Here is a 19,537-nt window from a genome sequence, read left to right on the forward strand (position 1 = left end):
TCTTAAAAGGATGATATTTTCTTCCGCCGTAACGGACATATGCAGAAGGTGTAAATTTATGACAATTCATAATACTAATATTGTTTTTTGTGTTACGATTGGGCACAAATAATTGGCTTTTAGAAAAATATCAAATTAAGGATGCATCTCTGCGAAATGTCAGATTCGCAGTTACTTATTTTATTTCAAAATACAGCATGTCTAAAAATACTCATATGAGTTTCAAAATATTGTATTCTGTAATGCCTTTGTCACCTTTAGGTTGATCATCGCTATCAAAGGAAACTACAGAATAGATAGGTAAAAGAATTTACAAAAATCTGGCCAATTTAAGGACTTCATGCAATTTCAATGTAGCTGGAAGTTTCGTTTACAGCTTGAGACGTTTCATTTCCATGAAAATTTAGAACATATTGACTACTCCATGAAGAAGTAGAATAATTAGAGTAACTTCCTATAGGTAGCTCCTGTCCCAGAATGGCCCTGACTTTCACATAACCTGTGTCATTGACTTTTGCTAATAGCAAATTATGGTACATACCTACGTATTTTTTAGGCCACTCCGTTGCGTCGTTACTTGCATCCAACTGAATATCGAAAGAAACAGTATCTCCTCCTTTTAGATTATCACTTATGTAGGCGTAGGTATCATAAGTCGGATATGAGACATACTTTGTGTAGTCTCCATAAGAGATAGTAGAATTATTTGAAATGTTTTCAATTGGGAATAATATAGGACTTCCATTATTTATGGGATCAAAAATATCAAAATAATCTGCAACAAAGCTACCACTAAAATGAATATCTTCGAGGCTGGTTTCGTTTGTTCTGAATCCGAGCATATACCCCTTGTCGGTTTCTGCAATGAAAGTCATCCAATTTCCAATTATCTTTTTGTTATCAAAAATTTCAGACATATTTTGATAATGGTAATAAGGTCCACTGCGATCTGGTTCAGACCGATTAAAAAATATGTGCAATAACTTCTGTGTACGAGTATCCTTCTGAACATAAGGAGTAAAAAATTTACCTTCCTTGGATGCAGGGATAGGAACCATTATCACGGTAGTTCCATTCACTTCCCTCCCTGAAAGACCTGTCACTTCAACATCATAACTACAGTGGTATCTGGTAGCATCTTCCCTCCAATCTTTTAGGTCCATGATAATAGCATGGGCAAATATGCCCACAATTAGAAGAACAAAAAGTATTGAAATGAGTAGCAGATTTCTTTTTCTCACTTTACCCCGGCCCTGTTATCTTAAATAGAAATATTTACGGATTAATCTTTACAAATCGCATATTGTACTTTCCGTCGCCAAGAGAACATCTTTTGTGATTGATATTTAGTTAGATATTGATTCCAAAAAGAACTGGACTATATATACTGCTTCATGTAGTATGTACATAGATTTTTTTGTTGCTAATATCATTGAACGAACTACCCGCTTATTGACATTTGATTCATTTATATAACTTCATAATGTCAAAGGTTTTTAAAAATAAAAAAAATGGAAACTAATTTTCAGCTTATAAATTGGCTAAAATCCTTGTTTCAGTTTCCAATATTTGCTTTTAATTACGTGCTTATATACTCTGCCAGACCTGCATTATATTTTGCTGTCTTAAGCACAACATTAGCCGTTATGTACCTTGTAGTAGTTGTATCAAAATTGCTTGGATTAGCGGTAATCTCTCCCCACAAAGTACTAAAGTAAGGATTACTATAGGCTGCTAGGTCTTTTACTGCTTTAGAGGGATCAGTTATCGATATAATACCGGCATTGTTATTCGCATACTGAGAATATATACAGCCAGAATTCCAATTGCTCCCTACATAATTTTCGTATGCTGCATGATAATTATTCCCCAATAAGTAATCAAGGCCTTGAGATACTTCTCCAGCCGAATGCATAGGATTCCCTACATCTGAAAGATAGTGACTGGCAAGCCCAAGATTGTAAAAAGAATTATACAACTGACCAGCATCATAATAGTCTTTAGCATATTGTGCGAAATAGAGACATCTTTCTGGAGCTCCACCGTATCCTTGATTATAAACAATATAACAACAACGCCAAATAGAAGCAAAAAACCGAGTAAATATAATATCATTTTTTTAAGCCTTTTCATATTTTCACTTCTGTAATTCTGATTTTGCGCTTTCGCTAGGCGTGGCGGACTGCGTCAATACTTTTTTACTCATTGAAATTACTCTACATATTCGGGGTCATCTTAACTTATCAAAATAATTTTTTGCTTCCAGCATTCTGCCACGGATATTAACATGGAACGGACAGTTCTCTTCGCAGACACCGCATTCTATGCAGTCGTGTGCGTTTTTGCTTAATTTCATGTAATGGTCTTTTGCGAGTTCGTCACCCGCTTTTGCCAGATCCAGATATTTGTTTACGGAACCGATGTCGATTCCTGATGGACATGGCTGACAGTGGTTACAGTAAATGCAGGCTCCCTGTATGTCCCGGTGCGGCAGGCTACCGATAAAAGAATAGTCCCGGTCTTCTCCGGAAGTGGAGTAATATTTGAGTACATCTTCCAAATCTGCTCTGGAGCGTACGCCCGGCAGACATGACAGAACCGCGGGACGGTCCAGCGCATACTGTATGCACTGAGAGATTGTCATGCTACGGCGGAAAGGAGATGTCTTTGCGTTCAATAGCTGTCCGCCGCCGTAAGGCTTCATAACCGTGACGCCAATGCCGCGTTTTTCACATTCTCGATAGAGTTCCACGCGCTCGTGTGATAAAGCCAGCTTGCCCCGCGACGGTTTAAAATCATAGGCGGCGTTGAGGCTGAACATAAAAATGTCTATTTCTCCGGTCTCGATAAAGCGTCTGCAAATATCCGCAGAATGGGATGAAAAGCCGAGATAGCGAATGACTCCGTCCTGCTTTAGCTTCCTGGCGTAGTCAAAAATGCAGTCGGACATAATCTTCTCAAAATCACGAACCTCATCAACACAATGGATAATGCCGATGTCAGCATAATCCGTGCCGTATTTTTTCAGCTCCTGCTCAAACCCTCTCTGAAGTTTTGAAAGAACCCTTGTCTTCGAATATATTCCCTTGGGGTAGACAGCACCCAGATGCATCTGCATGATCATCTCATCCCGCTGTCCTTTTAACGCCTGTGCAATGGGTTCCGCTGCACTGGTATCAGACATGACCGTATCGATCAGATTTATGCCCTGTTCCATGCCATAACTGACGATGTCTTTGATCTCCTGCGATGTGGCTTCTTTCAGGCTTCCGGCTCCGACGCCAATAGTGCTGATCCTGTCACCATAACGCGGTAAACTTCTGTATTCCATATATTTCCTCTCACTTTTCAGGGCTACTTTAGTTTCCTTATTCATTCAATTTTTTCAATTTTAACTGTGAAATCACTACCGATATTTGCAAGTTTTTCGGCACCGGATTCAATATTGCCTAATATTATGAGTCCATTTGAATAGCCAAAATCCCTGTAAAATATAGCCAGATTTCCCCAAGGAGAATAATAGGTGAAGTCTCCAACGGAAGGATCACTGCCTGCTGGCGCATCTTCTGTAGATAATCTTCTTTCCAGAAGGCTGATCTTTTCTGTTCCTGCATAATCTTCAAATGTAACTGTCAGAGGAAGTAATGTTAAAAAATCCCTGCTTGTTGGATTATCATACATTTTCACAATCACTTCCCCGTTATCAAACAACAATTTTATTCTAACATCTGAATTATTACTCACAGTATCCCCTCCATTTGAACTCTCATTCCAGGATTCGGTAAGTTCACTCTCGATGGGTGTAGTAGATAGTGGCGAAGTTTCATTCGTGTTATTCCTATGACTGTCATAAACAGCAAGAGAGAGGAACATCAGCAATGCGAAGCTCAGGACTAGCATTTTTTTCATTATATTTTTCTCCTGAACAACTACATGTCAGTGAAACGTCACCTCTATCAACCTTCCTTCATCATTTTACTTGTAGGAAGCTTCATAGATGGCAACACAGTCATCAATACTAAGCTCAGTCCTGTCACAGGTGAACAAAAAGCCCATGGTATCCTTTGCATTCTTAGCCATTGTTTCAAACTCGTCCGGTTTGATACCGTAATCGGACATCCTGAGGTCTGCAACTCCGCAATCTTCCTGCAATTTCACCGGCATTGTGATGAAATCCATCGGGTCTTTCGCATCCTCCATTCCCATTGCCTTTGCTATTCTTACAAACCTGTCGTCGCATACGTGCTTGTCAATAAGATGTGTAAAATATGTTTACTGATCATGATCAGACCTGCACCGTGCGGAAGATCCTGATGATATGCCGACATCTCATGTTCCGGTGAATGCTGACCTGTACAGGACCCTACACACATCACTGTACCGGAAAGAGTATTCCCGAAAGCAACCTTTTCACGTGCATCCGGATCGTTTCCATTCCTGACCGCCTTTGCAAGATTCTTTGCGACATTTTCTATCGCTGTGATCGCATACATGTCACTCATAAGATCGACACCGTTGGAAACATATCCTTCAATGCTGTGGAATAATGCATCAAACCCCTGATTGGCAGTAAATTCAGGCGGTACGAATATCATAAGTTCGGGATCGACCACTGCCAGAACAGGAAACAGGTAGTCACTACCATATCCAATCTTTTCGTGATTTTCTTCATGTGTTACGACTGCCCATGGATCAGTTTCGGAGCCTGTTCCTGCTGTTGTCGTAACGGTTATAACGGGGAGTGGTTTATGTTCCACTGGCTTTCCTCTTCCCGTTCCACCAAACACATAATCCCAATAGTCCCCATCACTTGTGGCCATAATAGCGATTGCCTTTGCCGCATCCATACAGCTTCCGCCACCCAGGGCGGCAATAAAATCGCAGCCCTGTTCTTTTGCGAAATCAGCGCCTGCTATCACCGTTGATTTCAATGGATTGGGTTAAACTTTGTCAAACACTACGGTTTCTATTCCTGCTAATTTCAGCTGCTCTTCGGTTCTTGCAAGATAACCGTTTTCTCTTGCGGATTTTCCGTTAGAGATCACGATCATAGCTTTCTTGCCAGGCATTTTCCGGGTGTGCAGATTGTTTAGTTGACCTGCTCCAAATAAAGTTCGGGTAGGCACATACATGCTATAACTCATATCAAATCCTCAATCGTAAATCCCGTGCCTCTCCTGCATTTGATGAATTCGATCCATAAGTTCATCCGAAAACCCATTTTTTTCTTAAGTCAATAGGAGTTTAAGGGCTGTTTTTTCTTGATCAAAAACACGATTTATTTCCCCATTTTCTAAGTTCAAAGAAACAATTTTGAGTTTTGAGACTAGCTCATTGTTTAATATTCCAATGAAGTTAGCTTAAACAATATCTTCACTTTGTCTTTTCGGCACTTTGAATCATTCTCGCTTTTAAGTCCGCTTGAATAGCTGTTTTGCTACGGCAACTCTCTCCTCCAGATCCGATCCTTCAAGTTCTTCTGCAACGGATTCGAGAATCGTTGGTATTTCCAGGCGCTGGGGACATTTTTCAAGGCACTTTCCACATTGTACGCACCGGGATGCAAATCCGGGCTCTCCACCTAGAATACCACCCAACCTTGCAGTATAGAGAAACTTTGCCTCATCTGCATTGCCGGACATGTACAGGTGGTTGTACGTTTCGAAACATAATGGGATATTCACCCCACCCGGACAAGGCATACAGTACTGGCAGCCGGTACAGCCCACTTTCATCAGTTCACGGTACTTTTGTTCTACTTTCTTTATTAACTGCAGTTCAGCTTCGGTCAGAGAATTTGGGTATGCTTCGCTTGCTATTCTCAAGTTTTCCCCAATGTGAGTTTCCTCATTCATGCCGGAAAGGATAACCGTGACTTCGGGGTGGTTCCATACCCAGCGGAGTGCCCATTCCGCAGGAGACCTCTTTCTCGGGGATTCGTCCCAGATATCTTTCACGGCTTGAGGCACGTTCTTTGTAAGATTCCCTCCGCGAAGAGGCTCCATAATTACAACGCCAAGCCCTTTTGAAGCTGCATATTCCAGACCCTTTTTCCCTGCCTGGTTCTTTTCATCCAGAATATTATACTGGATCTGGCAGAAGTCCCAGTCATAAGCATCTACTATACGGTTGAAATCTTCTGACGCTCCATGGAAGGAAAAACCAGCATTGATAATGCAACCGTCAGCTTTGGCTTTATCAAGAAAATCTGCTACACCAAGCTTTTCAATATTGTCCCACAGGTCACCAGCGAGAGCGTGTATGAGGTAATAGTCAATGTGGTCGGTATTGAGTTTTTCCAGCTGAGCATTCAGGAACTTATCCATATCCTCACGTTTCTCTATAAGCCACGAAGGAAGTTTTGTTGCGAGTTTCACTTTTTCGCGGTATCCGTCGGCAAGGGCACGGCCCAGGAAAGGCTCACTTGCTCCCATGTGGTATGGCCATGCCGTATCAATATAGTTCACTCCCTGATCGATTGCGTAGCGTACCTGCCTGGTGGCTCTTTCTTCATCTATGCTACCATCTTCCTTAGAGGCAAGGCGCATGCATCCGAATCCAAGTATCGAAAGCTCGTCCCCGTTCTTTGGTGTTTTTCTGTATAACATTTTTAAGTTCCCCGAATTGTTTAATTGTTTATCTGCATCATGATTGACTAATCGCCATCAGGCAAGGCCAAAAATAAGTCTCCAGCCTGTCATCTCCAGATAATTGTTCAAATTTCGGTTATTAGAATACTGTTCTGCTCATTTTTTACCTAGATATTTTGCAAAGAATGATTCCAATTTGTCAAACGGAATCATGTCGGTCCTGTCGTACAGATCAATATGCCTTGCTCCCGGAACAATGTAGAGTTCTTTGGGTTCAGCAGCCCTTTCATAGGCATCTTCACTGAAATACCTGGAGTGAGCATTTTCACCGATGATGAACAAAATTGGTCGTGGTGAAATGGTTTCAATATAGTTCATCAAAGGGAAGTTCATGAATGACATGCTACTTGTAATAGTGAATGCGGCTCCTGCATTAGGATGATGTCCACGCTCCATTCCGTAGTATTCAAAAAATTCACTTGTAATTGGATCCAATCCTTCTGGTATAGAATCAGCTGGTTCACCCGGGAAACCCATAGGCACTTCAGGAGTACCATTTTCAAAATCTTTCCAACGCTGCTCGCCCAGCTGAACTAGAGTTTCAGCACGCTGCTTGTCAGTCATTGAATCTTCCCATCCATTTCGTATCATTCTGCTCATGTCATACATGCTTGCAGTAGCAACTGCTTTGATACGCGGGTCAACTTGAGCTGCAGTAACTGAAAAAGCTCCACTTCCACAGATACCGATAGCACCGATCCTGTTCCTGTCCACGAAAGGACGTGTTCCCAAAAAGTCTACTCCTGCGCTAAAATCTTCAACAAATATATCTGGGGATGAAGTATGTCTTGGTTCACCACTGCTTTCGCCATTAAAGGATTCGTCAAACGCAATGGCAACGAATCCTCTTTCTGCCATATTCTGTGCGTAAATTCCAGCACCCTGCTCTTTTACACCTCCATAAGGTGTTCCTATGACAATTGCTGGGTATTTTTTAGACTTATCTATGTCCTTTGACAGGTACATGTCTGCTGCAATGGTAATTCCGTACCTGTTCTTATAGGATACTTTTTCTACAGTTACCTTTTCACTGAGTTCAAAAGTTTTCATACTTGATTCATTTTTAGATTCCATATTTTCCGACATTTTTAGTTCTCCTGGATATTAGAATTGTATCAAATAGCATTGCTACTGACTGACTGAACAGTCATTAATAGTGGTGTTCGTAGTATATATTTGCTTTGATTGACCAATCACTCACAAAAGGAGTGAAAAATTGTTTTTAGCCAGTATAGGTTCGATACTAAAGCACTTACAAAAAACAATCTATAATAACCCCTGTTGTAACTGCAAACAGGATTGCAAATAACAGGTAGATGGTAAAGCGTCTTACACCGAGAACAATTTTGACAGCCCCAAGGTTCGTAATTTTTGTTGCCGGACCGGTGACCATAAACGCAGCAGCAGCCCCCATGCTCATGCCGGAATGCAGCCATTCCACCAGCAAGGGAATCGTACCCCCACCACACACATATAGAGGCACCCCTACCGTTGCTGCCAACAACACGCCAAATCCTCGCTAACTGCCGAAAAGAGCGGCAAACGAATCGGAAGGCACATAACGCTGAAACATTGCCGAGAGGGCGATACCAATAAGAAAATAGCCTCCCGTTGCCTTGACGTTCCTCCAGATGTTTTTTAGCAGGCGTATCAGCATATTGGGATCCGTATCTCGATTTGCCGGTTCTGAGAATCCGGAAAAATTGAAAAAGCTCTTGTTCCGGAAAAAAAGCCGGACACAAAGCCCCGCCAGGATACCGCAAATTAAACATGAAACAAAACGTATGACAAACGCTGTCCTGCCGAGAGCGGCGCTGTAAATGAGTAGTTGGGGATTCAGCAAAATGGAGCTCATCATAAAAGCAGCCAGCCAGTCATCTCTCATGCCTTTTTCGGAGAATGACGCTGCAATGGGGATGGTACCATACATACAAAGGGGAGAGGCGATTCCGAGCAGACCTGCCGGAACCACTCCGAATACTCCAAGGCGTTTGTTTTGAATTGAAACAAACAACCTGTGGATCCTGTCTTTACCAAATACGGAAATTACCGAGCCCAGGAAAATACCAAATGCCCAATATTTTGCAATTTGATTGAATTGGATGCTGAAGTAGTACCACAGATAAATAAACTCCCTCTGGAGTACATCAATCATCCAGTATCACCAATTCATATTCCTGACTTCCCAGACCAAGTTCTTCCGCATAGTCAAGCGTATGTACACCGTTCCTTGATTCGATACGCTCGATCAGGTCCTGTCCGTCAGGAGCTGCATAAACAAGATCCACACATGCCTGATCCAGTGCTACAGGGTCGAGAGATGCCAGAATGCCGATGTCTTCCATTGTTGGTTCAGAAGGACTTGAGTCACAATCACAGTCAACAGAGAGATTATTCATCACATTGATGTAGACAATATTATCTCCCAGACTGTACATGACAGCGCCAATTGCTTCAGCCATCGACTCTAAGAAAACATCCTGTTCAGTATTGGTAAAAATATTCCAGATATCATTTAGATCTGTACTCTCTCCACCACTATGGATGAACGCTTTTCCTTCTGCAGATGCAACGCCGATTGCCATGTTTTTGATCGCTCCGCCAAAACCTCCCATGGCATGTCCCTTAAAGTGGGAAAGTATGATGAAAGAATCATAATTCTCAAAATGGGAACCGACCAGATCTTCTTTTAAGTGTTTGCCATTTTCAAAAGGCAGAGAGATAGAGCCTTCTTCATCCATAATATCAACAGGCGCGATGGCAGTATAACCATGATCTTCTGCAACCTGTTTATGCATAGCCGTCTCAGCCCGACCGCCACCGTAAGCCGTATTACATTCGACGATCGTTCCATTCACTGACTGTACCAGGTCTTTAATCAAATAAGACGAAAGATAATAGTGACCACCAGGCTCACCCGTGGTGATTTTTACCGCTACTTTTCCGGTACCAGTACCATCACGGCCCAGTGCTTCGTAAACTGCCATTAGCCCTTCCGAGCTGATATCAGTGGTCATATAGACTTGTGGTGCTCCGTCCGCGACGCTGTCCGGAGCAGCTATCGCTTGAGACTCCTCATCAGAAATGCTATCTACTATCAACGGTTCAGATACATTCTCTGAGATGTTACTTTTGGTGTTGCTGCTTTCATTCGCGATGCATCCTGCAATCAGAGAAAACATCAGGAGGGAAGCTAACAGAATAGCAAAATGTCTTTTCATATTTCCTCCTCGCATTTGTACTGGGCTGTTTTAAGTTTTTATAAATGTAAATCCTTCAAGTAATGCCCGGAAAGATACCTTTGGTTTCCTGTTTTTTTTAGATAGTGAATACCTTAATATAGTATATGACTGACTAATCACTCACAAGTTGGTGAAAAAAATATTATTTGGACAGACCTCTCCAGATAATCTGGAATCCATCTTCTGTAATCCTGTTTTCATCCTGCGAGGGATCTGAATCAAGGATAAGGTTCACTACTGTCCTGCTACCCTGATAAAACATTGCAATAGTCAGCTCCGCGGAAAAGTCTCTGATCTCTCCTGCTCTTATTCCTTCATCCACAAGCTTATGGAGGAACACATACTCTTTCATCACTTCATCACGCGTAAACTTTGTGATATAGGGGGATGAGCAGAACTGACCGACAAAAAGGAATTCCTCCTGATTGTCTACTCCCCACTTGACTAAATTTGACCATATTTTTCTTAATTTATCCTGAAAGGTACTCTCAGCTTCGATATCTTTCCCCATAGCCTGGCTTAACTCTCCTTTAACCTCAAAATATAGGCTGTTTATAAGGTCTTCCTTTGTGGGAAAGTAATTAAAAAGGGTGCCTGTGGCTACACCTGCGTCTTTTGAGATTTGTGCGGTGGAGGTGCCATGAAAACCTCTTTCAGTGAAGAGCTTCAGAGCAGCATCCATAATTGCTGTTTTTTTGTCTTTGATCTGTTCTTTCATGTATTCTCTCTACAATTGACTGATTAGTCAGTTATGATCTAATATTCTGTTATTATAAATACTTAATGGTGCTTTTACTTAACTCTTGCTAAGTGTTGTAGTACACAGGAGATCTTTGGCAACTATGGATAAAAGACATTTTATGATGATACCTCTCACTATAAAAATATTCCAGAATAAGAAAGGCTTTTGGGAAAAGGGTCCTTACTCCGAAAAAAGATAAAAACCGGGGTTTAATTCTCTAAGCAGGTTTTCGTCTTATTCTTACAGTACAGTTTTTTCGACATAGCGGATAAAGGCTCATTATCCGGTCCCGGACCACAGTCATTGAAATTGACCGTAAAGTCCTTTATGCCTTTCAGGGCCCTTTCTTCGATCAATTCCTTAATTTCGTACATTGAAAGCTTCAGGCCCGCTTCCCTTACCTGGCTTGCCAGTTCCTTAAGTTCTTCGTACTCCACCCTGGCAGAAAGGGGCTTTTGCTCTTTTCCCATAACTATTTTTATATCAATTTCCCCTTCCCAGAGGAGCAGGTCATTTTCGTCCCTGAAAGAAAGGCAGAGTGTCCTCAGCTCGTAGTCAAAGGGATAATGCTCGGTTTTCAAAAGCCTGACCCCGAGAGTTCCGGTTTCCAGAGCCATGAACTCGGCAAGGGTCTCAAAGTTCCCCTCCTCCCCGTCGATAAGGAAAATATATTCGCTCCGGCCTTTTTTTGTAATGGCGGGTATTACATGTACGTTTTTGGCTCCAAGTTTCATCAGTTCCTCGATCAGGTAGGGAACCTGGTCGCAGGTGATATTGTCAATGTTAGTCATCAAAAGCAAAAAGAGACCTCCCGTTGATTTCAAAAACGGAAAAGGGCAGAGGTGAAAACGGGGTTAAGCCTGTAACTTAAACCCTTTCTCCTCTGCCCGGTTCAGGGCCGTTTTTTGTGGATTGGTGTGGTTTCATCCGGATGGTACTCAGATACCTTCCATGGATTCCATTATTCTGACTGCCAGTTTTGCAACGTCCACAGCCTTTTCCCGGGCTCCCGGAATTGCAGCTGAACAGGACTTCCCCCCCTTTTCTGCAAGCTTTGCAACATCTTTCGGGTCGGTAACTTTCATTGCAGCTGCAACGGCTGCAGGTACCGTGATATTAATAATTGAGTGCCCCGAAAGCTGAAGTTCGCAGACGGGTATGGCTGCAAGGGGTATAATCTCCAGAAGGTCTTTTCGGTCATTGAAAATAGCATCCGGGATCACGTTCTGTCCAAGCCCCAGCAGTTCGAAAGTTCTGCCGTCTACAGTTAGTTCGACATCGGCGTCCGTGTCAAACCCGTAATACGAATTCGTGAAAGGATGGCATCTGCGGGCACCTCCGACCATTTTTTTGATTTCGATCCTGATATCGTGCCCTGTCATAGCTCCGAGCATTGCAGCTGCCCTGGTTTCAACAGTTTTCTTCCTTTCCAGGTCCAGTTCCTTCACAACGTCCTCTACCGACTTTCCGGCTTTTATGTCCTCATATGCCTTTTTTGCCCTCCTGACTATGGCGGCTGAGCGAACGCCGTCAGTCCCGAGGATCATGGTACGTGTAATAGGGCCTCTCCGGACCTGTTCGGTTTTTCTTGCAATCGTATTAAGGGCGACCGAGGCAATTTCCGGGTCAAGCCATTCGTTCTTTTTTACTTCTGCAACGATATCTGCAGCCTGCTCGGTATTGCCTCCAAACTTAATCAGGGCTCTCAGGACAATTATGGTGTCTGCAGTCATATGCCCTAGAGGAGGCATTATAGGTCCGCCGGAAAACCCTGCCCCTATTTCCACAGACTCTTTAAAAGCGCACAGCATCTCGCCAAAAGACATCATCCCGACAACAGTGGGAGCTCCTATATCTTTCAAGATGACTCCGAGATCTCCTACCAGCCGAAAAGAGTCATATTCTTCGTCCGTGCCACGCATATGGAGCTTTTCCGGGATGCCTGCAGCCTGGCACGCAGCTTTGCCTGCAAGGTAGGCACTATTTACCTCAAAGAAACCGCCGTATTCCTCCCCCACAAAAGCATCGGGATGAACAATTTCAAGAGCTGCTGCGGCTCCGAGAACAGCCGAAATTATGGGGCTTGCGGAAATCCCTGCCCCCCAATAGGCCTGCATCATGGCTTCGGTCCCAATCCTGGCCGCATTCATAGCAACTTCAGGAAAACCGATATCTTCTCCAAGAGTGTTGTGCCCATAAAGAGGACCTCCGGCAACGCCAAGAGGCAGCTTCCTTCCATCTATACGGGTGAGTTTGCCTTCTGCCATGGCGTTGTAAATAGCCTGAACAGCCGCAAAACCCGAGACCTTATTATTGGACTTGGGAGTGGGAATTGCTATAACTCCTGTCCTATCGGCTCCGGCGATCATACGGGCAAGAGCCCCGAGCTTCCTGTTCCCCGCGGGAACCCCGGCCTGGGCATTGGAGCCTGCAAAGTAGCAGATCGTAGCTGCAAAAAGGGCTGCATTTGCCGGGCTTGCTCCGGCTTCTTCTGCAGCTTCAATACCTTTTTTGAGAACCTGATCGATTTCCAGGCTGCCGCTATCGTCATCGGTAAGCTTGATATTCGCGCCCCGGAAAAGCTCCGTAGAGATAGCGTTTGCAGCACAGATAGCAGCTATATTTGTCATCCCATGACCTTTGGTAAGGGCTTCTATTCTATCATTCGTAAGATTCTGAATGCATGAGACCGAAGCCATTACTGCAGCATATACTTCGTTATTCAAAAGATATTGCCTCCTCCAGAAAGTACATTGAGAGTATTTTCCCTCAATAGTTTAAAATTAGCCATGTAAATAGTTATGTATTAACACTGTGACTACCGTAAGAAAATAAAAATTCGGATAGAAAAACAGATAAAAATCAAGTAAAACTGTGTAAATCTCCTTCATAAATATTGGAAAAGGTGTAGAACGGAAAACCTCAGAAACCCTGCATCGCATTGAAAATGGGAATAATGTGGAAAACTTTTAGTAAAAAATATCAGCGATACATTTAAAAATCCGAATTGTCAATGTGTAGAGATCATCATGCTCATGGTACTCTCATTAGGCGGTTCAATTCTCGCAAAAAACCTTGATTCGGATCGTTTTTTAAAATATGCAAATGTCCTGCGCGACATATCCAAAAAACATACACTGCTTGTAGTGACTGGCGGTGGGGAAGCGGCACGGAACTATATCGGTGCTGCACGGGCTATGGGGGCAGATGAAGTAACCTGCGACTACATAGGCATCGAGATCACTCGCCTGAACGCAAGACTGCTTATTGCAGCTCTCGGGCCTGACGCATATCCTGAAATTCCCACAAACTATCTTGAAGCCTCAAAGGCCATAAACTCGGGAAAAGTTGTGGTAATGGGAGGAGTAACACCCGGCCAGACCACGGATGCCGTAGCTGCAATCCTTGCCGAGTATCTGCGGGCAGATCTGCTGACAATTGCGACCTCGATTGACGGAGTTTATTCCTCAGACCCCAATTGCGACCCGAGTGCAGTAAAATATGACATAATCTCCCCTGAAAAGCTCATCAGCATAGTCATGGCAATCGAGATGAAGGCAGGCTCCAAATCCCCGGTCGATCCCGTAGCCGCAAAGATCATCGAACGCTGCAAGCTTGATGCCCTTGTTATGGACGCCCGGGACCCTGCCCTGCTTGGAGAAATTCTGGGCGGAGAGGCAGCTAAAAAATCTCCGGTCTCATGCGGGACCTGGATTACAGCAAGAAAATAAAAAGCTTGAAATCAGGGATTTTAAGCCCTTTTCAGAGGATTAAATCGAACTCCAATAAATCAAAAAATCAGACTCAAAGATATCAAAACTTAAACATAGAGGTTCCTACATACATTCATATCGCAGAGAGCCAGATATGTCTCCGACTCTGGTTCCCGGCAGTTTTTGGAAAAAGGAGGAACCGGGCTTGATGCTGCCAGGAAAAAAGAACTGTTTAAAACAGAGAGATTCTACTTTCCGTTTATTTTCTTTGATTGCATTCCTGATTTTCTTCTGTGTCCAGGCAGGACCTGTTTCAGCGGCAACGAACGGGACAGCTGCCGAAGCAGAAAATAACCTCATTATTGATTTTTTCTCAGACCATGACCTGAGCGATGCAACAGTCAGGTTTGAAGAGCCCCTTGAAAACGTTTCCCTTGTTTTCACCCTGAGCTCGGGAAAAGAAATTCTGAAATCGGAAACTTTTAACCTTGGCTCCGTAGAGAAAGGGCAGGAGATCACGAAAGTCCTTTTCTGGGGGCTTAAAGAGGACTATGGAAAAGACAGGGACTCCTATACAGCACAACTTTCTGTAAAGGACGGAAGCAAAACGCTCGAATCCCGGAAACTTTCCTTTTCCTACAAAAACCAGTATCTTTCAAACCTCAAAATTGTGGATTTCTCTGCAGATTCCGAAAAAGCTTCCGTTCTGATAACCCTTATGAGCTCTGCAAATCTCGGGTTCGTTCAGATGCCCGAGCCCGGCATGGTAGACCTGGACCTTAAACTCCTTTCAGGCACGGACATAATATACTCCGAGAAGACGGAAAACGTCCCCGTAACGGACGCATACTATAAAGCAATTATCTGGCCCTTCCTGCTCGAAAAAGACCGAAATTACACGGCGCTCCTGAAGGTACATTCCCACTCCCCTGACGTTACCACAGCCTATACATCGGACTTCAGGGCGGAAGAAAAAGTGGAAATCCTCGATACGGACATCGATGTGGACGAATACGGAGCAAGCGTTACGGTTGTAGGGAAATCCCAGGTTCCCTTTGACGGGATAATCAGGGTCGCGCTGACTCCTGAAGAAGGGGATGCGCAGGTCTTTGAAGAAACTGCCGATATCCTGACCGCAGGAAAAGAAGATACCGTGGGAATTATCTGGCAGGGAGTCCCCAGGGGTGACTATAATGTGAAGATTTATGTGCTAAACCTGGAAGGGGAAGTCCTTGACAGCCACGAAACGGTTCTGCGGATATTTGAACCAGTAGCTGAAATACCTCCCTCGGAAGAGTCACCAGCCTTCGGGATTAAGGCAGCATTTGGAATTTTCCTGTGTTTTGCAATTTTGCTGGGGAGAAAAAAGAGAGGGAAAAAAGCGTGCTAAGTGTCTCGAGAAGTTCAGAACAATAACTTAAGCTGACAGTTTAAAACGCATCCGTACGCGGGATTATTATGTTTGACCTGATCATCCGAAACATAACGAATAGGAAAGTCCGGAGCGCACTGACAATCTGCGGGATAGCCCTCGGGATTTTTGCAGTTATAGTTATGGGCGCAATGTCCGAGAATTTCCACCAGACTTTCGAGCGTTCCATGAGTGTAACCAGCGATAAGATCCGGGTTTTTGCCGAAAGCGGGGTCTTCGGAGGGGGGCTTACGGACGATAAGGTAAGCGATGTCCTGCGGGTAGCCGGGGTAAAAGACGCCTACGGGCTTTTGATGACCACCTTTGATGAGGACAAGATGGGCATGACCGGAAAGCAAATCCTTGGTGTACCTCCCGAAAAGTCCAGCGTTGCCCTAAACCCGGTGGAGCTGAAAGCAGGCCGCTTCCTCAATCCCGGAGATTCCTACAGTGTGGTTGTCGGGAACAACATCAAAAGAGAATACGGACTTGAGGTAGGCAGCAAATTCGAAATCCACGACAAATATTTTACCGTAGTCGGAATTCTTGATTATACCGGTTCGATCTTTGATAATGCCGTGATCATTCCCCTTGAGACTGCCCAGGACCTGTATAACGTGGGCGATTCGGTATCCTATATTTTTGCCGTGCCTGACGAGAGGGTGGACGCCGAGATGCTCTCCAAGCGCATAGAATTAAGCGTGAAAGGCACAAGCACCCTTTCTCCGGGAGAACTTGAGGTACAGGCGAGACAGTCCTTCATGATTTTCAGTGTAATCACTATCAGCTCAGGGCTCCTTGCAGCAATCATAGGTGGGCTTTGCGTAATGAATACGATGCTTATGTCCGTTGCCGAGAGGACAAGGGAGTTCGGGATTTTGAAAGCCATAGGCGCAGAAACGCGGGATATCCTGCTCCTGACTCTCGGAGAGGCTTCATTCATGGGCCTTTTAGGTGGAATACTTGGAATTATAGTTGGTGTAGGGGCTGTCCAGATCATGAATGCCTGGCTTGAAACGACAAGGATCGTCCTTTTCCTGATAACTCCAAGGCTCCTTGTAATTGCCATGCTTTTTGCTTTGCTGATAGGGGCTCTTTCAGGACTTTATCCGGCTTACAGGGCTTCGAAGATGAGTCCGATGGAGGCTTTGAAGCATGCATGAGATGGGGACCGGAGCACTGGAAAACTATCTGATCCCCCGAAGACCTGACAGTACCTGCAAAGATAATGCTTACATCATATAGGCCCCCATAGGACACTATGGCAGCCACAACTACAATTTGTCTTTTACCTGAAGAAAAGAGCTACTTAATGGATTGAAGACTCATCTGCAGGAATCTTATAACTCTATCATGAAACTATTGGCTCCACCCAGGCCAAAAAGTTTGAGGAAATATAAAGAGAAAGAAAAAAGAAGATTTAACTTCCCATCTTTCACTCATATGTAAAATGGACTTTCTATTTCTTTGGACTGTTTTGTTCTCAGGCTACCCTGTACAGCATGATAATATTTCATGGTATCCGGAGTAACTGAAGGTCCTGTTTCTTCAATTGCCTGAAGGAAGTGTTTTTGCTTTACCTCTTTAGCGTGAAGGTTCTCGCGCAATGCATTCCTTCCTGCCTTTTTGCACACAGCTGCAATGTCAGCACCTGTGTACCAATCTGTCAGAGAAACGAGTTTTTCAATGTCAACATCCTCTGCAAGAGCCATTTTCTCTGTATGGACCTTAAAAATTTCCTTTCGAGCTCCTTCATCCGGAACGGGAACGAGAATTAACTCGTCAAAACGTCCAGGCCTTAGGAGAGCAGGATCTATAATATCAGGACGGTTGGTTGCTCCTATTACCACTACGGCTCTGAGTTCCTCAAGCCCGTCCATCTCGGAAAGAAGCTGGTTCAGGATCCTGGCAGTGACCTGTGGCTCACCTATTGAAGCTCCGCGAATAGGCGCAAGAGAATCTAATTCGTCCAGAAAGATAATAGATGGAGCAACCTGCCTCGCCCGTGAAAAAACCTCGGCAATCCTTTTTTCGGACTCTCCGTACCACTTGGAAAGCAGATCGCTTCCTTTTGCGGTGATGAAGTTAGCTTCGGACTCATGGGCAATGGCTTTTGCAAGGAGCGTCTTTCCAGTACCCGGTGGACCATACAGAAGCACTCCTTTGGGAGCCTCAACTCCTATATCCCTGTACGATTCCGGACTTTTAAGGGGCCACTCCACAGCCTCCTTCAGAAGTTGTTTTACTTCCTCCAGGCCGCCTACATCTTCCCAGCTTACGTTAGGAATCTCGATAAGGATTTCTCTTATAGCAGACGGCTGGACATCTTTAAGGGCATTTTCAAAATCTTCCCTTGTGACCCGAAGTGTGTCAAGGATCTCACTTGAAATTTCAGGTTCATTGAGGTTAATCTTCGGGAGAATCCGTCTCAAGGAACTCATTGCAGCTTCCCGGCAAAGTGCAGCAATGTCAGCTCCTACAAACCCATAAGTTATCTGAGCGAGGTCCATGAGATTTACGTTTTCGGCAAGTGGCATACCTCTTGTGTGAATCTGGAAAATCTCAAGCCTTCCTTCAGTGTCCGGAACCCTTAACTCAATCTCTCTGTCAAATCTGCCAGGGCGACGAAGTGCCATATCAATTGCTTCAGGGCGGTTGGTTGACCCTATCACAATCACGTTCTTGCGAGCTTTAAGCCCGTCCATCAGGGAAAGGAGTTGAGCTACAACTCTCCTTTCGACTTCGCCGGTTACCTCCGCCCTCTTAGGTGCAATGGAATCGAGTTCATCCAGAAAAATGATTGCAGGAGCATTTTTCTCTGCTTCTTCGAAGACATCTCTGATCCCTTTTTCGGACTCTCCATAATACTTGGACATAATTTCCGGACCATTGACTGAGATAAAGTAAGCATCAGTCTCGTTTGCAACTGCTTTTGCAAGCATTGTCTTTCCCGTTCCGGGCGGTCCGTAAAGCAGTACTCCTTTTGGAGCATCGATTCCCAGCCTGTCAAAAAGTTCAGGATGTTTTAAAGGTAGCTCTATCATTTCCCTTATCTTGGTAATAGCGTCTTTGAGCCCACCCAGGTCTTCATACATGACAGTGGGAATATTCTGTTCCGGGGTTATTTCTGCAGCTTCCGGTAAAAGCTCAATCTGCGTCGCGACTGTAATCTTTACTATGCCAGAGGGGGAAGTAGAGACTACCTGCAATTTTATTTCCCCAAGACCAAAAGACTGTCCCGCATCCTGGTCGAAAAAGTCCTGGAAAAAACCTTCGAACATGGTCCCTTTACTGATGGGGTCCCTTTGCCTGGACCGCCTCACGCTTGTAGTGGAAACGAAGTCTCCCTTCGAAACCGCACGGTTCATGAATAAAGCTTTAAGCGTTTCGCTTGGAGCATAGATCTGCATTCCTTTGGCTACAGGCGCAAGGGTTACACTCTTTGCCTCCTTCCAGTCTGCTTTGCGAATATCCACATATTCCCCTATACTGGTCTTTGCGTTGTTACGGATAAGCCCATCCATACGGATAATATCAAGCCCTGCATCACTGGGATAAGGGCGACCCACAAGAGCTGAAGTTGTTTTCCCGCCCCTAATTTCTACAACGTCAAAGGGCTTAAGGCTCAATTTTTCCCTGTAATCTTCGTCCACCCGGACAATTCCATTTCCGACATCTCTTTGATCGGCTTCTGCGACTTTTAGTTTTACAGTTATCTTTTCCCTGTCAGTCAAAGAATACCCCCATCTCCACGTTAGAAACCAATACTTCTTAAAAAT

General features: G+C 44.2%; 17 protein-coding genes and 1 pseudogene. 3 read left to right on the top strand and 15 right to left on the bottom strand.

Going from position 1 to position 19,537, the window contains the following annotated elements:
- Positions 1-338: 338 nt before the first annotated feature.
- The 14 genes and pseudogenes from ACSAZL_RS18355 to ACSAZL_RS18420 all read right to left on the bottom strand — a co-directional run bounded on the left by ACSAZL_RS18355 (position 339) and on the right by ACSAZL_RS18420 (position 13,360).
- Entirely contained in the window at positions 339-1,241 is a 903-nt protein-coding gene (locus ACSAZL_RS18355) for a hypothetical protein (RefSeq protein ID WP_440946019.1), read from the bottom strand.
- 338 nt (positions 1,242-1,579) lie between these two features.
- The gene (locus tag ACSAZL_RS18360) at positions 1,580-1,915 is read right to left on the bottom strand and encodes a hypothetical protein (RefSeq protein WP_440946020.1); all 336 of its coding nucleotides are present in this window, start codon (positions 1,913-1,915) and stop codon (positions 1,580-1,582) included.
- Between the two features lie 315 nt (positions 1,916-2,230).
- Positions 2,231-3,331, bottom strand: a complete 1,101-nt coding sequence (locus tag ACSAZL_RS18365; RefSeq protein ID WP_440946021.1) for an aldo/keto reductase — start codon at positions 3,329-3,331, stop codon at positions 2,231-2,233.
- Between the two features lie 41 nt (positions 3,332-3,372).
- The gene (locus ACSAZL_RS18370) at positions 3,373-3,909 is read right to left on the bottom strand and encodes a cyclophilin-like fold protein (RefSeq protein ID WP_440946022.1); all 537 of its coding nucleotides are present in this window, start codon (positions 3,907-3,909) and stop codon (positions 3,373-3,375) included.
- 66 nt (positions 3,910-3,975) lie between these two features.
- Complete coding sequence (locus tag ACSAZL_RS18375) at positions 3,976-4,200, bottom strand: hypothetical protein (RefSeq protein WP_440946023.1); 225 nt, start codon at positions 4,198-4,200, stop codon at positions 3,976-3,978.
- A gap of 20 nt (positions 4,201-4,220) precedes the next feature.
- Positions 4,221-4,931 carry an iron-containing alcohol dehydrogenase gene (locus tag ACSAZL_RS18380; protein WP_440946024.1) on the bottom strand — a complete coding sequence of 237 codons (711 nt, stop codon included), beginning with the start codon at positions 4,929-4,931 and terminating at the stop codon, positions 4,221-4,223.
- A 9-nt stretch (positions 4,932-4,940) separates the two neighbouring features.
- Complete coding sequence (locus tag ACSAZL_RS18385; protein WP_440946025.1) at positions 4,941-5,144, bottom strand: iron-containing alcohol dehydrogenase; 204 nt, start codon at positions 5,142-5,144, stop codon at positions 4,941-4,943.
- A 267-nt stretch (positions 5,145-5,411) separates the two neighbouring features.
- Complete coding sequence (locus ACSAZL_RS18390) at positions 5,412-6,608, bottom strand: aldo/keto reductase (protein ID WP_440946026.1); 1,197 nt, start codon at positions 6,606-6,608, stop codon at positions 5,412-5,414.
- Between the two features lie 138 nt (positions 6,609-6,746).
- A complete protein-coding gene (locus ACSAZL_RS18395) occupies positions 6,747-7,736 on the bottom strand; it encodes an alpha/beta hydrolase (RefSeq protein WP_440946027.1) in 990 nt (329 codons plus the stop codon).
- A gap of 166 nt (positions 7,737-7,902) precedes the next feature.
- A pseudogene (locus ACSAZL_RS18400) lies at positions 7,903-8,805 on the bottom strand (permease).
- Positions 8,798-9,667 carry a DUF362 domain-containing protein gene (locus tag ACSAZL_RS18405; RefSeq protein WP_440946028.1) on the bottom strand — a complete coding sequence of 290 codons (870 nt, stop codon included), beginning with the start codon at positions 9,665-9,667 and terminating at the stop codon, positions 8,798-8,800. Before ACSAZL_RS18405 ends, ACSAZL_RS18400 begins: the two are co-directional and overlap by 8 nt.
- 367 nt (positions 9,668-10,034) lie before the next feature.
- Entirely contained in the window at positions 10,035-10,610 is a 576-nt protein-coding gene (locus tag ACSAZL_RS18410) for a TetR/AcrR family transcriptional regulator (protein WP_440946029.1), read from the bottom strand.
- A 233-nt stretch (positions 10,611-10,843) separates the two neighbouring features.
- Complete coding sequence (gene larC / locus ACSAZL_RS18415; RefSeq protein ID WP_440948898.1) at positions 10,844-11,425, bottom strand: nickel insertion protein; 582 nt, start codon at positions 11,423-11,425, stop codon at positions 10,844-10,846.
- 147 nt (positions 11,426-11,572) lie between these two features.
- The gene (locus ACSAZL_RS18420) at positions 11,573-13,360 is read right to left on the bottom strand and encodes a hypothetical protein (RefSeq protein ID WP_440946030.1); all 1,788 of its coding nucleotides are present in this window, start codon (positions 13,358-13,360) and stop codon (positions 11,573-11,575) included.
- A gap of 303 nt (positions 13,361-13,663) precedes the next feature.
- Here ACSAZL_RS18420 and pyrH point away from each other — a divergent pair, with 303 nt between their 5' ends.
- The 3 genes from pyrH to ACSAZL_RS18435 all read left to right on the top strand — a co-directional run bounded on the left by pyrH (position 13,664) and on the right by ACSAZL_RS18435 (position 16,921).
- Complete coding sequence (pyrH, locus tag ACSAZL_RS18425) at positions 13,664-14,365, top strand: UMP kinase (protein ID WP_440946031.1); 702 nt, start codon at positions 13,664-13,666, stop codon at positions 14,363-14,365.
- Between the two features lie 190 nt (positions 14,366-14,555).
- Complete coding sequence (locus ACSAZL_RS18430) at positions 14,556-15,737, top strand: hypothetical protein (protein ID WP_440946032.1); 1,182 nt, start codon at positions 14,556-14,558, stop codon at positions 15,735-15,737.
- Between the two features lie 68 nt (positions 15,738-15,805).
- The gene (locus ACSAZL_RS18435) at positions 15,806-16,921 is read left to right on the top strand and encodes an ABC transporter permease (protein WP_440946033.1); all 1,116 of its coding nucleotides are present in this window, start codon (positions 15,806-15,808) and stop codon (positions 16,919-16,921) included.
- Positions 16,922-17,197: 276 nt separating this feature from the next.
- Here the strand turns inward: ACSAZL_RS18435 and ACSAZL_RS18440 are convergent, their stop codons facing one another.
- Entirely contained in the window at positions 17,198-19,492 is a 2,295-nt protein-coding gene (locus ACSAZL_RS18440) for a CDC48 family AAA ATPase (protein WP_440946034.1), read from the bottom strand.
- Between the last annotated feature and the right edge of the window lie 45 nt (positions 19,493-19,537).

The organism is Methanosarcina mangrovi (assembly GCF_052057765.1).
In the GTDB taxonomy this organism is placed as follows: Archaea; Halobacteriota; Methanosarcinia; order Methanosarcinales; family Methanosarcinaceae; genus Methanosarcina.